The organism is Gilvimarinus sp. 2_MG-2023 (assembly GCF_030547685.1).
Taxonomy (GTDB): Bacteria; Pseudomonadota; Gammaproteobacteria; order Pseudomonadales; family Cellvibrionaceae; genus Gilvimarinus.
In genome coordinates, this window is record NZ_JAUOQM010000048.1 from 547,888 (window position 1) to 562,124 (window position 14,237).

At 48.4% G+C, this 14,237-nt stretch carries 12 protein-coding genes; 6 read left to right on the top strand and 6 right to left on the bottom strand.

Features of this window, described 5'->3' with window-relative positions; translation table 11 throughout:
* The first annotated feature begins 32 nt into the window (after positions 1-32).
* On the top strand, positions 33-488 hold the full coding sequence (locus tag Q4526_RS14240; RefSeq protein WP_215977742.1) for a MarR family winged helix-turn-helix transcriptional regulator: 456 nt from the start codon (positions 33-35) through the stop codon (positions 486-488).
* Positions 489-492: 4 nt separating this feature from the next.
* Entirely contained in the window at positions 493-1,227 is a 735-nt protein-coding gene (locus tag Q4526_RS14245) for a siderophore-interacting protein (protein WP_215977743.1), read from the top strand.
* On the opposite strand, the gene Q4526_RS14250 is transcribed toward Q4526_RS14245, so the two are convergent.
* From Q4526_RS14250 to Q4526_RS14265, 4 genes are read right to left on the bottom strand one after another with little or no spacing between them, the layout of a single operon-like run.
* Positions 1,214-2,038 (bottom strand): energy transducer TonB, encoded by an 825-nt coding sequence (locus Q4526_RS14250; RefSeq protein ID WP_215977744.1) that lies wholly within the window; start codon positions 2,036-2,038, stop codon positions 1,214-1,216. The genes Q4526_RS14245 and Q4526_RS14250 overlap by 14 nt on opposite strands.
* A gap of 3 nt (positions 2,039-2,041) precedes the next feature.
* Positions 2,042-2,455, bottom strand: coding sequence for a TonB system transport protein ExbD (gene exbD, locus Q4526_RS14255; RefSeq protein ID WP_215977745.1), 414 nt, complete (start codon positions 2,453-2,455; stop codon positions 2,042-2,044).
* Complete coding sequence (exbB, locus tag Q4526_RS14260) at positions 2,455-3,204, bottom strand: tonB-system energizer ExbB (protein ID WP_303609666.1); 750 nt, start codon at positions 3,202-3,204, stop codon at positions 2,455-2,457. Before exbB ends, exbD begins: the two co-directional genes overlap by 1 nt.
* On the bottom strand, positions 3,204-4,514 hold the full coding sequence (locus Q4526_RS14265) for a PepSY domain-containing protein (RefSeq protein WP_215977747.1): 1,311 nt from the start codon (positions 4,512-4,514) through the stop codon (positions 3,204-3,206). The genes exbB and Q4526_RS14265 overlap by 1 nt, the downstream gene beginning before the upstream one ends.
* Here Q4526_RS14265 and Q4526_RS14270 point away from each other — a divergent pair.
* From Q4526_RS14270 to Q4526_RS14280, 3 genes are all read left to right on the top strand, one after another.
* Positions 4,489-6,423: a TonB-dependent receptor gene (locus Q4526_RS14270; protein ID WP_215977748.1), complete on the top strand. Its 1,935-nt coding sequence runs from the start codon at positions 4,489-4,491 to the stop codon at positions 6,421-6,423. The two genes, Q4526_RS14265 and Q4526_RS14270, sit on opposite strands and share 26 nt — an antisense overlap.
* Before the next feature lie 301 nt (positions 6,424-6,724).
* Positions 6,725-7,489, top strand: coding sequence for a haloacid dehalogenase type II (locus tag Q4526_RS14275; RefSeq protein WP_303603522.1), 765 nt, complete (start codon positions 6,725-6,727; stop codon positions 7,487-7,489).
* Between the two features lie 162 nt (positions 7,490-7,651).
* Positions 7,652-8,026, top strand: coding sequence for a glutathione S-transferase N-terminal domain-containing protein (locus tag Q4526_RS14280; RefSeq protein ID WP_215977749.1), 375 nt, complete (start codon positions 7,652-7,654; stop codon positions 8,024-8,026).
* A 273-nt stretch (positions 8,027-8,299) separates the two neighbouring features.
* Here the strand turns inward: Q4526_RS14280 and Q4526_RS14285 are convergent, their stop codons facing one another.
* On the bottom strand, positions 8,300-10,303 hold the full coding sequence (locus Q4526_RS14285) for a chondroitinase-B domain-containing protein (protein WP_215977750.1): 2,004 nt from the start codon (positions 10,301-10,303) through the stop codon (positions 8,300-8,302).
* A gap of 563 nt (positions 10,304-10,866) precedes the next feature.
* Here Q4526_RS14285 and Q4526_RS14290 point away from each other — a divergent pair.
* Positions 10,867-11,865, top strand: coding sequence for an NADP-dependent oxidoreductase (locus tag Q4526_RS14290; RefSeq protein WP_215977751.1), 999 nt, complete (start codon positions 10,867-10,869; stop codon positions 11,863-11,865).
* 240 nt (positions 11,866-12,105) lie between these two features.
* Here the strand turns inward: Q4526_RS14290 and Q4526_RS14295 are convergent, their stop codons facing one another.
* Positions 12,106-13,938 (bottom strand): VCBS domain-containing protein, encoded by a 1,833-nt coding sequence (locus tag Q4526_RS14295; protein ID WP_215977752.1) that lies wholly within the window; start codon positions 13,936-13,938, stop codon positions 12,106-12,108.
* Positions 13,939-14,237: the final 299 nt, after the last annotated feature.

Genomic DNA, 14,237 nt, shown 5'->3' on the forward strand with positions numbered 1-14,237 from the left:
TAGTTGACAATGTCAACTATTGGGGCGAGACGATGACTACAAATATTGCTTTAAACGACACCCTTCATCGACTTATTCATACCTACAAAAAGCAGCTAGTACAAAACATTCGGGCTGAGGGTATAGCCCTGCCCATCACTCATATCCGCACTCTCAAATGTATTCGCGCCTACCCTCTCAGCACGGGAAAATCGATTGCCTCTAGCCTCAATCGAGACAAGGCCCAGGTTGCCCGGGTACTGAATGATTTAATTGCCACAGGGTTTATTGAAAAGCAGCCAAACCCAGACGACAAACGCAGCCAGCTGCTCGCACTCACGCTAACGGGAAACCAACTGCTGGATGAAATACAACGCATAGAGCAACGGGTCGGCATTCAATTAACCCGTGGTATCGACCCGCTAGCGCTAGAGCAATTTATGCAAACCTCCGCTCGCATCATAAAAAATGGGGCTGAGGAATCTGATCACAACCAGTGTGGGGATTAATATTATGGCAAAACCACCAGTCTTTAACTTGAGTGTCGAGCGAGTCCAGCAAGTCTCTCCTCATATGCGTCGCGTAACGCTCGGTGGGCAGGCACTTGAAGCCTTTCCCGCCGACCAAGCCAGTGCCTACGTTAAGCTGTTATTCCCACAGACCGGCAGCTCCCCGTTGATGCGAACTTACACTGTTAGCGCCCAGCGTACGGGGGAAATTGATATAGACTTCGTCTTGCATGATGCGCCGGGGCCCGCTGCCCAGTGGGCCAGCACGGCGCAGCCCGGTAGTCGACTATCGCTAGCAGGCCCCGGCCCCAAAAAATTAATCAACCACAATGCCGATTGGTTTTTATTGGCGGGGGATATGACGGCACTACCGGCGCTCCACGTCAACCTCGCTCAACTGCCGGCCCACGCACAGGGATACGCCGTGATCGAGGTGCCCTGCAACGATGATATACAACCCCTAACCCACCCGCCCGGGCTCGAGGTGCACTGGCTGATCAACCCAACTCCCGACCCAGAGGGCAACCCCTTGCTCAATAAGGTGGCCACACTGCCCTGGCTACCCGGAAAAGTTGCCGTTTGGGCCGCGTGTGAATTCAACAGCATGCGCGCTCTGCGCCAGTATTTTAAACACCAACGCGAAATCGAAAAAACGCACCTATATTTATCCAGCTATTGGAAGCTGGGCGACAACGAAGACGGGCACAAACGGGCTAAACAGCAAGCTAACGCAAACTAAAACGCACCGGAACGATCACCTCCAATGGCTTGCCGCGTAAGCTATCGGGACGAGTGGGCAAGGGTTGTGCACGCTGTAGAAGTGCCCGCACTTCCCGGTCCAGCAGAAAATGACCGCTCGTTTGGGTGATTTCTGAATGCAGCGTCTCACCATTAGCCGCTATAACAAATCGCACGACCGAAGTCCCTTGTGCGCGCTGTTGCCGAGCCAACCGAGGGTAGCGTTTTTTCTTTTCTAAATGGGCGGCCAAAAGACTCTGCCAGTTCGCACGCTGCCCGGCCAATCGCTCCTGCTTATTTTTTGTGTGTTGGGCGGCTTTTTTTTCTGCCGCGCGAGCCGCCGACGCCGTTTCTTGACGATTGGGTTGTAACTCGGGCGAATCTTTCTCGGTTACGGGCTGTTCAATATCCGCTGTAACTTGCTCTACTTTTTCGTCACTGACGGTTTCTTCAGGTATTTTTGCTGCCTTCATCGGTTCGGGCTTATGTACAGCAGGCGTCGCTTGATGCTGGTGCTCACGCGATTGGGCAGGCGCTGGTTTACGATTTTGTTTCTTTTTTACTGGCTCTTCCGAGGGAGCCACTGTGGGCTTAGGTCTTGCCCTACGCTGCATTTGAGAGGGGGCGTGTGATGGTGCAGCGGTATAAGTGGCGAAGACGATAGGCGCACCGCCTCCTGAAAACTGACTCATGTCACTAGGCCAATGATGACTAACAGCCCAGACTACAGCACCGTAAGCCGACAAGACTGCCGCAATGGCTACCGCCCAGTGGCGGGGTTTTAGCCGGTAATGTGCTTTAAAGTCTGTCACCGGTTATCCACCCTGCTCACCGACTAAAGCAATTTGGTTATAACCCAAGCCGCGCAGTTTATTCATTAAGTCCATTAACTCGCCATAGCCGACACTGCGATCGGCACGCAAAAAAATGCGTTCACCTTTGCGATCCTGTATCAGGCCGCTCAAGGCTGTTGCCAGCTCATCTTGAGCTACCGGCTTTTCGCCCAAAATAAGCGTTAGATTTTCATTCAATGTTAGATAAATAGAATCGTCTGCATCGGGCGTCGATTGACTGCTGACCTCAGGTAAGTCAACCGGGATATTAACCGTCGCCAGGGGCGCCGCAACCATAAAAACAATCAATAGGACCAATACCACATCAATAAAAGGGGTTACGTTTATTTCATGGTTTTCTTGTAATTCAGAATCGGTCATTTTTCCAAAAGCCATTACTTATGTTCCTCGCGGTCAATATGTAAAGACACCAGTCGCATGATTTCATGAGCAAACCCTCCAACATGCGTGCGGTAGTGAGCAATTTGACGGGACAAAGTGTTGTAGATCATCACGGCGGGAATAGCGGCCACCAAGCCCATCCCTGTAGCAAGTAACGCCTCAGCAATACCGGGAGCCACCACCGCTAAATCGGTCGTTTGTGCTTTAGATATACCAATAAAACTATTCATAATGCCCCACACAGTGCCAAATAAACCGATAAAGGGTGCTGTAGAACCAATAGTGGCTAGAACACCAGTGCCGCTGGCAATCCAGCGCCCCACTTCGGTTTCCAAACGAGCAAACCGATACCCCAACCGCTCCTTCGTTCCCATCGCTGCCAGTCCATGTGATGTATTTATTTCGTCGATCGCGGCTGACAAAAATGTTTTCCCCACACCAGCTTCCAACACGTCAACTGACAGAGGTAGCGTGTTGCGATTTATCATTTGTGCCAGCGCCTCTTTTATTTCCCGCTTTGCCCGAAAAAGCTGAAAGAACTTTAAAAAAGCTATTATCCAAGTTAAAAACGATGCGAGTAAAAGCCCCAGCATAACGGTTTTTACCACCCAATCCGCCTGCAGGTACATTCCAAGAGGAGATAAATCGTGAGGCACTTCAGCAGCTTTACTCGGCGTAAAGCAAAAACCCAATAAAATCGTAATGATAAGTTTTCTCAACACTCTAGATTGCATTAATCGCATCATGACACCTTTGCCGCTGTGGTTACGGCTCTTTGTTTTATTTGATTTTTTTTAACGGGCCTGCGGCGCCACCAAAAAACTAAGCCGGTAATAACAACTGCCACCAATGCACCACTGACCAAACTCCATAGAATCTGACCTGCCAAGCCCAACATCACACCGGTATGCCAGGTATACCACGAGCGTTCATAGGCACTAGCAGGGGAATGGCTATAACGATTATTAAGAGCCACTGTTTCACCTGTATTGGGATGTATAAAAATTTGTTCCCAGCCACTAGGGTGCATCTGACCCGGGCGACGCAACCAGAATCCATACGTATTTTTTTCCCCACCCCGGTCCCCCAGTGCGCTAATATCCGTGTTTTTAAAGCGTGACTGGACCACATCAATCGCATCTAGTAACGTCAATTTCGGGTTTTTTATAGGGAAAATTTTTGGGGGCTTGGGAGGCATAGGCGAAAAAGTCACCGCGCGCACAACTGGCATCACTTGCTTATTGAAAGTGAGTGTTATGCCCGTAAATGCCAAAAGAAAGACAATTGGCAAAGTCACTAAACCCAGCACATTATGCCAACTAAGTGAGTCATTTTGTTTACGCAAGCGCTTTACGGTTGAGCGCCGCATTGGCCACCACAAATAAACCCCCACCAACGACAGCACCATCAATAATAAACTTGCGCCGCCAACAATGTATCGCCCTGGCGGACCGATAGTGAGGTTGCGGTGTAACGCTAAAATAAAATTAACCGGCCCCTCGCTAGTGCGTCGAACTAGCTCGCCGGTGTAGCCGTTAAGATATAAATTGAAATGATCACGTCCGCCCGCAGAATTTGGCACCGAGACAAACGACGCATAAGGGCGAGCTTCATCAGGTTTAGGAACGCCAACGTAATGAAGCCTAATGCCCGGAGCATAGGACTTTAACCGCTGCGCTGCCTGTTTAAGCGTCATAGGTTTACCTTGAGGATTGACCGCAAAATATTGCGGCTCAAGCAAACGCTCCAAAGTAGGCTGATAGGCCAGCAACACGCCAGTCAATGCCGTAATTAATAGCGGTACAGCGCTGGTTATGGCCAGCCACAAATGCATTTTTCGCCAAAACTTTCTGCTCGTGACGACCATAAAAAACCGCACCCCTAAAATACGAAACCTTTCTATTTGCAAAGGAATTAACCTACCAAAAACCCGCACGGATTGTAATGCTAATAATAATGATTTGCAACATCGATAAGTTTCTGACAGAATTCTGCCCCCAGTTACGGATACCTGTTGGAGCCACGCAATGAAAAAAACAATACTCAGTACCACAATTCTTAGCGCCCTATTCGTTGGCACAAACGTCAACGCCGAAGAGTTTGTATTGGCCCCCATCAATGTTGTGGGCGATAACGAACACAAATCACAAACAGTACAAAAACAAGTTGAACAAAGTTTAAATGGCGCTCGTACTATTTCCGAGGTTAGCGGAGGAGTAGTGCAAAACTTGAATGCAGTCAATAAATTAGACGGTTTACGCTACCATGCTACTGGCCTGATTAACTCGCCCTGGGGTGGCGACCGCTTTGGCGGAACAACCAAGATTCGAACCTTTGGTGACTGGGGTGCTTCTGAATCTATCGACGGTCTCCCTGCCTTTCGCTCATCGGGTCAGGAGGGTGGCGGTTTTGCACATACCTTAATCCCCAGCATCGCGATCTCAACCATGCAAGTTCGCAAAGGCGGGCAAGCGGTTCAATATGGTAATGGTACCGACGGCGGTGTTCTGCAGACCAATATCAAATCTGGGCAGGGTTACGATAATCATGCGGCAATTAGTCTTGATGCCAGCAATATCAAAGAAGCTCAGTTGCAAGCAGAAGCTGCCGACAGCAGCGAATCATGGGATTATTACGTCGCTGGTAAATATTTTGACGGCGAATACAATGGTGAGCCTGCCAATCTTGACAGCCAACAAGTACAAGGGGCTGTTGGTAAATTTGGCTGGAATGCAAGCGAGGCCACGCGCGCCGAATTTATGTTGATTTATGACCGCAGCACCCCCGATGTCATTCGCAACGGTGAAGTACAAGCGGTGCAAACTCACTCCCAGATAGGCTCAATAAAAGTTGACCACAGTATTTCAGAGAATAACAGCTTAGAGGCTGGGGTTGTTGCCAACCATAGCCACGCTATTTGGAGTGCTCGTAATCGTGACCGCAGTACCGACAACACCATCGGCTTTATTAATTATTTTCATAACCAATCGATTAACGATACCCTCACCTACTCAGCCTCAGCGGGCTTAGAAGCCAAACAAACGCAATCCACTCGAGACGGTCAGTGGGATAATCAGTTTGATGATTATTCGGTGATTATTCGCAATGGTATTAGTTCAGATAAATTTTTATTAACCGTAGGTTTGCGACAAGCCTGGTTTAATAACGACATTGTGTTAAACGGTGAGCAACAAATCGATAACCTAGCTTCTGATAATGCACTGGGCTACGAACTTACCGCGGCCTACAATGTCGCAAAAAATACTCGAGTACGTGTCTCCGCCAGCAGTGGTTACAACCGCTACATAGAAAAATACGGTAATTTTGGTGCCGATGCGCTTAACACCACAGGTGCCGGCGATGAAGTCGTTGAATCCGACACAATTGAAGTGGGTATAAAACATACCTTCAGCAGTGGTTCATTCGATATCGCGATATACAATACCGTGCAAAACAATGTGCCTCGGCGCAATAGCGGCGCTATTGAAAGTATGGAAGTCGATCAAGCCGGCTTAGAGGCCGAAGTATTCAGCGCCATCACCCAGCGACTTACCTTATCTGCCGGTTATATGCATCTCATTGAGGTCGATGCAACACGCGCCGACGGCACGAAAGTCAATGGTAATATCTTCTGGGACGGTCAAGTGGTGTCCGTGCCCAAAAATCAATTTAACCTACGGGCTAACTACTTTTTAAGCGATCACATTCAACTTTGGAGTGCTAACTACTACTCTACCGGTTACGAAGCCGTGGCCGCAGATGGTGAAATCGTTAAAAACGAAGCTTTTGCTCGCCTCGACTTAGGGGTTAACTGGCAAGTGGCGAACAACTGGAACCTTCGCGCTCGCGCAGAAAACATACTGGATGAGCACAATTTTGGCTCAACCATTGAAGGCGTACCCAGTACTGACGACGGAAAAATTGGTCGCGTAATCTGGTTCGGAGTAGATCACCAATTTTAAACCCAGTAAGCCACCGTAAAGCACTGCTCAGCCCCTACCCATTATCTGTGCAGTGTTTTGCATCTATTGTAGCCTCGTATTTAAGTTGCAAGTCTTAAGCTTGTGCAACATTATGCTCATTTATGAGATGTCGGCGCGAGATACCACTCATTATTACTCTCCCCACCTTGTACGGGTTTTCATAATTTCCCTGAACTGATATTGTTTTAACCCTGCCCAATAAGTCTGCCCCTAGACTTAACTTACCGGTTTAACGTCACATCACACATTCAACTCCATACATTGCAATAGGTATCCGCAAATGAGTAAAACCCCATTACTGACTGTATTGTTCGTGTTTATCAGTGCACTGATAGGAGGCACCGCTATGGCTCAATCCGAGCAACCAGCCACACCAACGCCCAAAGTTATTATTTTTGATGTTAACGAAACCTTATTGGACTTAACGTCTATGCGAGCGTCAGTGGGCAAAGCACTCGGCGGTCGCGATGAGCTTCTTCCGCTTTGGTTCTCTACCATGCTGCATAACTCGCTGGTGACCACCACCACTGGTGATTACCACGATTTTGGTCAAATTGGTGTCGCATCGCTGCTGATGGTGGCGCAAAACAACAATATTGAGCTGAGCGCCGAAAACGCTAAAACCGCCATTGTGGAACCTCTGCTGAGCTTACCCGCCCACCCGGATGTCAAGTCGGGCCTGCAAAGCCTAAAAGCTCAGGGCTTTAAAATTGTCAGCCTCACCAACTCCTCCAATAACGGGGTTAAGACTCAGTTTGCCAATGCCGGGCTTACGGACTATTTCGACAATCGCTACAGTATCGAAGATATTCAAATCTATAAGCCCGACCTTCGAGCTTACCACTGGGCCCTCGAGCAACTGGGTATAGAACCACAAGAAGCACTGATGGTCGCCGCGCACGGCTGGGATATCGCCGGTGCCGCCAAAGCGGGCTTACAAACAGCCTTTGTTGCCCGACCAGGTAAGGCACTCTATCCGTTGGCGCAAAAGCCAGATTATATTGTCAACAACATCCAAGAACTGGCGGCTATTTTCGAAAAATAAATCACCGCACAGGCGCCGGCTGCAATCTGGAGCCCCGCTCTAAGGGTGGCTCCATTGTTCGTTCCGGCGTTTATTTTTTATACAACTATCCCCCGCCACTTTAAAAGTTAAGCAAAGCGCGTTAGGCTTCGCACCCGTCTTACATCGACCCTAGGAACAGGTATGAAATTGCTCGTAAAACTGCTGCGCGTTGGCTTAGGTAGTATTATTGCCTTTATTAGCTGGCTCACCCTCCCACGTAAACTTAAGCGTAGCCCCGAGGCCCAAGCCACTGTCAATAGTGAGCTAAACAACCTGGCCCTGTACCAGTTCTTTGCCTGTCCTTTTTGCATTAAAACCCGGCGCACACTGCATCGCCTCAACCTGCCCATGCAATTGCGCGACACACAAGCCGGCAGCCCCCACCGAGATGAGTTGGCCCAAGGTGGCGGCCGGGTAAAAGTTCCCTGCTTACGAATTGATGAGGGCGATGGAGACATCCGCTGGATGTATGAATCATCGGATATTATTGCGTACCTGGAATCTAGATTTGGCTAGCCGCCTTGTTACCAATCGGTTTTAGCACGCCGTTAATGTAAGCCAGAAAATACTGCACAATCTCTACCCTCGTGCCCATTTTTTGTCTCAGATCGGGTTTACAGAAAATGGGCCAGTTTTACCTGTCGATCCGCTTTCACGCTTGAAGTGCAATTGTACGTAGTACATTTCAGTGTCTACTTCAAATACTACACTCTGCTGCCAACACCTTTGTCCGGGCACAAAAAAACCGGCCTATAAGGCCGGCTTTAAAATAACCCCTAACGAGCGAGCTTAAGGTGTCGCTTCGGGCGCATTAGGGCCAACATCACTGGCGGTTAACGGAGTCGGGGCATCAATCGTGGGTTCACTGCCTAGCACCATAACCTCCGAGGCGCCCAGTGCACCGCCACCAACCGCAATCGCGGTACCGGTTGCATAAGCCTCGTTGCCAGACCAATCGTTAGACGCCTTATTGGCGTGGTTGTTAAACAGAATACCTGAGTTACCCATTACCACGTTATCGTCAATGGAGATATTACTCGGCATGTTGCCGTAATTATCACTGCCGATATGAATACCACCACCAACACTGTTGACGATAGTATTGTTATAAACCTCGATCATTGTCGGGGTTTCGTGACCATCACCGCCGCTGCTGTTAGAAGTATCACCTGAATCGATAAGAATCGGACGGCGCCAGCTTTCACCGGTTAAGTTCTCCATGTAATTATCAAAAACTCGATGGCCACTACCGTAGACGCGAATACCACCGGTCTGGTAGTTATCGTCTTCCCAGGTACTGCTCGCGCCTTCACCGTAGAAATAGTTACCGTAGGCTTCGTTGTTGGAGCCCAAACGGAAAGACAAAGAGCCCATAGAGTTTTTAAAGGTGTTGTAGCGGAAAGTGTTGTTCGAGGTCTTTACCGTGATAATTTCATTTTCACCATCGGTGTTCTCAAACAGGTTGTACTCCACAATATTGTTGGTCACAACGTCTTGTGAGTCAGAAATACCCATCGCCATAACTTCACGATCCGAATCACCCGCTGGGGTATCCTCGCCCTCCTCCAGGTACGGCAAAATATCTCGGAAATAGTTGTGATGAATATGCATGCGCTTGGTCATTTCCGGCTCATCGTACTGGGTTTTGATGTAGCTGCCCGTCAGTTTTTCACCATCACTATTAAACATTTGATTCTTGCCACGAAACTCGTTGTAACCAACTTCAATATCTTCACTTGCCTGCGTGGTCACCAAAGACGTTTGGTTTTCCTGCATATCGGTGTGATCAAACACGTTGCGAAGAATTTTGATATTGGTAGAGTTCACAATCTTTAGATATGTGCTTTCGTCATTCGGCCCAAAAACAAAACCCTGCAAAATAATGTTATTACTATTTTGAATTGCCGCGTTGTCCAGAGTAATGCCACCGGTAGTTTCTGCCCGAATGAGCACCGGCTCACTGAAATTCATATTTTTAATGGAGATTTCACCCGAACTGGTTACCACAATTTCATCGCCGGCAGCGGCCCCTGCCAACACATCACCCACATCGTCAGCTGGGGTATTATAGGTTGTCGTTCCGCCACCTGAAGGTGGAATAACCGAGGAAGAGGAGCCCTCGCTTGAAGATGATGAACTTTCACTGGAGGAAGAACTGCTAGAGCTGCTAGGCGTCGTCGGGCTATTGCCGTTGGCTCCGGACTCGCTAACGGTAATCTCGGTTACGGAATTCCAATCGCTGGAACTGTTGCCTTTACCGATATAGCGTATGTAGCGGGCATCTGTTTCGGCGAGCGCGAAGGTCTCTAAATCGTTACTGGTGCCAGAGCTAGCACCACCCTCGAGTACGGCTAACCAAGTGTTGCCGTTTTCGCTGGTGTGAATATCAAAAAAAGTATTGCGTTGATCACCATTGTGGAAAGCAATATTGATACTGCCGATTTGCTGCTCAGCGCCCAAATCAATTTGCAACCACTGCCCTACCCCTTCAGCCGACCAGCGGGTATTGAGGTCGCCGTCTAAAACATTGCTTGCTTCATTACCATCATCGGCACTGGCCGTGGCGTTCATTGGCGCAGCAGAGCTATCACTGGATGAGCTACTACTACTAGAGGAGCTACTGGATGAAATCGATGAGCTAGAGCTCGATACACTTGAGACCACCGAGCTTACACTGGACGAGCTGGTAGGCGGGGTGACATCATCATTGCTAGAACCGCCACAAGCGGTAAGACCGGCCAACGCGAGGGCAAGTGTCGCCTGGCGGCTCATTAAACCAAAGGTGCGTGACATAACAGTTTATTCTCCCAGAAATACTTAGATTTATTGGTTCTGAAGATTAGTACGCCTACCCATAAGGGATGACGAAAATCGCTCTACACGGTAGCCGCTCTCCTGCCGTTATGCTGGCTGGTAAGTCGAGTTATCTAGTGATGAAGTTCGGTTAGCCAGACAACTGTTGACTTACACGACTATTAAATGGAGTGTACGACGGCATACTATCTTGCTACTGCCCTTGGTGGCAAATCAAACTCTAGCCTATAGCGTGTTTTTATTGATTTCTAGCCTACGGGATAGAGAGTGAAATACTGATATGGGATAAAGTTGTACAGCGTATAGACAGCTTTATCCTAATCCTACTCCAGTACACCGCATTTGATGCACTCCCAAACCAGCACAGCATCTGCTCTTTACGGCACCCTCCTCTCTACACCGTCAAGCTCATGGTTATAACCAGTAACGCCCTTAACAACAAACTTATGTAAAGCCGGTTGAAGCTTATCAGCCTCGCCTACATTAAAAGAGATAAGCCACCGATAAAACAGAGGCGAGACATTACTTACACTGGAGGCACTATGACCAAGCACACCGAAATTCAACTGAAACACTATTACGAGCAAGGCACTATTGGGCCCGATCTATTTGATGTGGTGCAAACCACCACGCCCGAGCCACAAGAGGGTGAAGTGCTAATTAAGCAAACCTATATGTCACTAGACCCCGCCATGCTCGGCTGGATGATGGACGACCATGACAGCTACATACCACCGATGACACTGGGCGAGGTGATGCGCAGTAATGGCATCGGTGAAGTGGTCGCCTCTAAGCATCCAGATTTTGCTCAAGGCGAGCGCGTTATGGGAATGATGGGCTGGTGCGAATACGCTATCAGTAACGGTCAAGGACTGACTAAGCTGCAACCTGGCCTTAACGAAGAAATGGCTTTAAGCGTACTCTCGTTACCTGGACTAACAGCGGTGCAAGGGTTACTCAACATCGGCCAACCCAAGTCCGGTGAAACCTTGGTGGTGACCGGAGCGGCCGGCTCAGTCGGGTCTATTGTCGGTCAGTTGGGTAAAGCTTGCGGTTTGCGAGTGATTGGCGTGGTAGGCAGTGAAGAAAAAGCTGACTGGATCGTCAATGATCTAGGTTTTGACGGCGCCATCAACTATAAAACCGACAATCTAGCGGCTCAATTAGAGGCTTTAACTCCCGATAAAATCGACGTTTTTTTTGAGAACACCGGCGGCCCCATTCAAGAGGTAATCTTTAACCGTATGAACACCCACGGCCGAATAGTGGTGTGCGGAATGATTGCTGATTACCAAGCCGAGCAGCCACGGCCAGGCCCGAACTGGATTACCGTTATTAAACAGCGCCTAAGCATTCAGGGCTTCGCCATGCCAGACCATTTGCAAGATGCCCCAGCACTGATTCAACAGTTAATGCCCTATGTACAATCGGGAAAAATTCAGTATCGCGCCCATGTGCTTGAAGGCTTAGTTAGTGCCGTTGATGGTTTGAACCTGTTTTTTTCCGGCGAAAACAAAGGGAAGCTAATGGTTAAGCTTTAAGGATTTTGATTTAAAGAGGTTACATTTAGAGCAATGTTAACTCAAGGGGTGGGTAAAGAGTTTGTGAAAGAAATTTATCACTCTGCACCTATCCTATTTGCTGCCTGACTATTTTTTGTAACGAACAACCGACAAAGCTCGATATTAGCCACCAGCATTAACTTAGACATAAAAAAATAGCGCCACATATCATGTGGCGCTATTTTCTGTAACTTAATTAAAAAGCGATTGCTTTAAAATTTAGTCATTCGCGATTTCAGCAACAGTCGCATCTTGCGTTCTATCCGCGAATACAGAAGCATTGTCTTCGGTTGGCACCAAGTCAGTATCGACAGCCATGCCCTCGAAGTCTTCACTAAACACTACGGATCCACCGTCTACAGCATCATAAATGACGATGTCATCAACATAGATACCACCTGATGAAATAACAGTACCAGAGTCACCAATGCGGAAAGCTACATTGGTCACCGAACCATCTTCGTCAGCACTAGAAGTACCCGTAGTGGTAAAGGTACCACCAGCTACTTCTTCACCATCAATCTTGATAGTAACTTCTGATAAAGTTGTTGCATCTGGTGCGGTCCAAGTGACTTCTACGTCAAACCACTGATCCAGAACCATTGCAGTTTCAATATCCAGATCGTCTGCATCTCGAATTTCAAAGCCACTGTCGCGAACTTTTAGATCGAGGATAGATCGGTTACCGCTCGTGCTACCCGTGCTGTTAAACAAGGTAACGTAGGCATCAGGGTTTTTCTCTTCACCATCTTTTGCTGCTGTGATTGGAGTTCTTAGCATCGATGCGGTCAAACGACCGGCAAGCTGGCCATCGCCAAGACTCACTCTAATTTCACCGGCATCATCAGTGGTGCTGTCATCAACAAAGGCCGCTTTGTTCGCGCCGCCTGAACCGCCTGTACCACCTGAACCGCCTTCACCACCGTCACTGCTTCCAGCCACTACGGCTTCGTGAGTATTGGAATGATAAGGCTCAGCGTCCAATGATTCATCTACACTGTAGCTTTCAAAGTCATCCTCAAAGACTAACGCTGTACCTGCAACATCAGAGTAGACTTTCAAGTTATCAACTTTGAAAGCACCGCCCGATAGAGTTTCGGTATTGAAGCCGTGTCTAAACGATACATGGGTTACACCACCTAACGCACCCGGTTGCGCGGTAAATGGGTCTGTTGTTACGGCTTCACCATCAATAGTCACCGTAATCACTGGCAGTGTTTCGCCATCTGGAGTATTCCATGTAATCTCAACGTCTTGCCATTGGTCATTGTTTGGTACAATGTCACCATCATCGATAGAGGCGATGTCTTGATCACGTATTTCAAAGGCATCACCTTTAACGCGAAAGTCTATAATTGCACCCGCATTATTAGTATTTTCGTTAAATAACGTGATGAAAGCATGTGAAGGGGTACCCACCTCATCTTCATCTCCAGGCTTGCGTGTTGCCCACACTGCAGAAGAGTCTTTTAAGAAAGACAGTGTTATTTTACCCGAAGACAAAGGACCATCGTCATCCAGTGCGTAGCGAAGCTCGCCGGTATCGCCATCAGTTGTGTCGGTAATGGCGGCGTATTTATTCGCGCCACCGGCAGCATCAACACCTGTAACGGTAATGGTCACAGTCGCTGCAGTGCCGTCAGCAGATTCAATGGCGATGGTATCTGTCAGCGTATCGTCGGCGCCATCTAAGGCGGCTACATCAGCACCAGCGGTATCTAAGGTGTAAGTCCAAGCGCCGTCAGCGTCTATAGTAAAGGTGCCATAGGTCGCGGTAGCATCAGTTAAGGCGACAACGGTGTCTTCACCCGCATCAGGGTCAGTAACAGTAACGGTACCACTTAAGGTGGCTGTATCGTTAGCCACAGTACCCTCAAGCCCAGCAAAAGTTGCAGAGGTATTCGCGGTAGAGCTAACGCTTGAGCTAGAAACCACACTGGAGGTGCTTGAGCTTGAAATAGAGATTGAGTTATTGCCGTCGCTGTCGTTGTCGCTACCACAGCCAACAAGACTAGCCGCAATAATTGACGCTGCTAAGAGCTTAAGTTTCATCACATTGTATCCTTTGCTTATTAGTTATATTTGATACAGCTAAAGGCGCATCCGAGAGGGCACTCGTTTAGTGCACGCCCACCGTACCTTCCCAAAACACGAAAATTAACCAATTATTCTGCATTTTGGTTTACGCCAGTCTATCTAACCACAAAGAATTAGCCGATTCTAGATGTCAGAGGGATTGATTTACACTTTTTACTACAAAACTAACTCATAACGCCTTTAATATGATCAACAGCGGTAGATTTCTAAACTCCACAGGTAACAATTTATCTGTATGCTCCGAAATCGTGCGT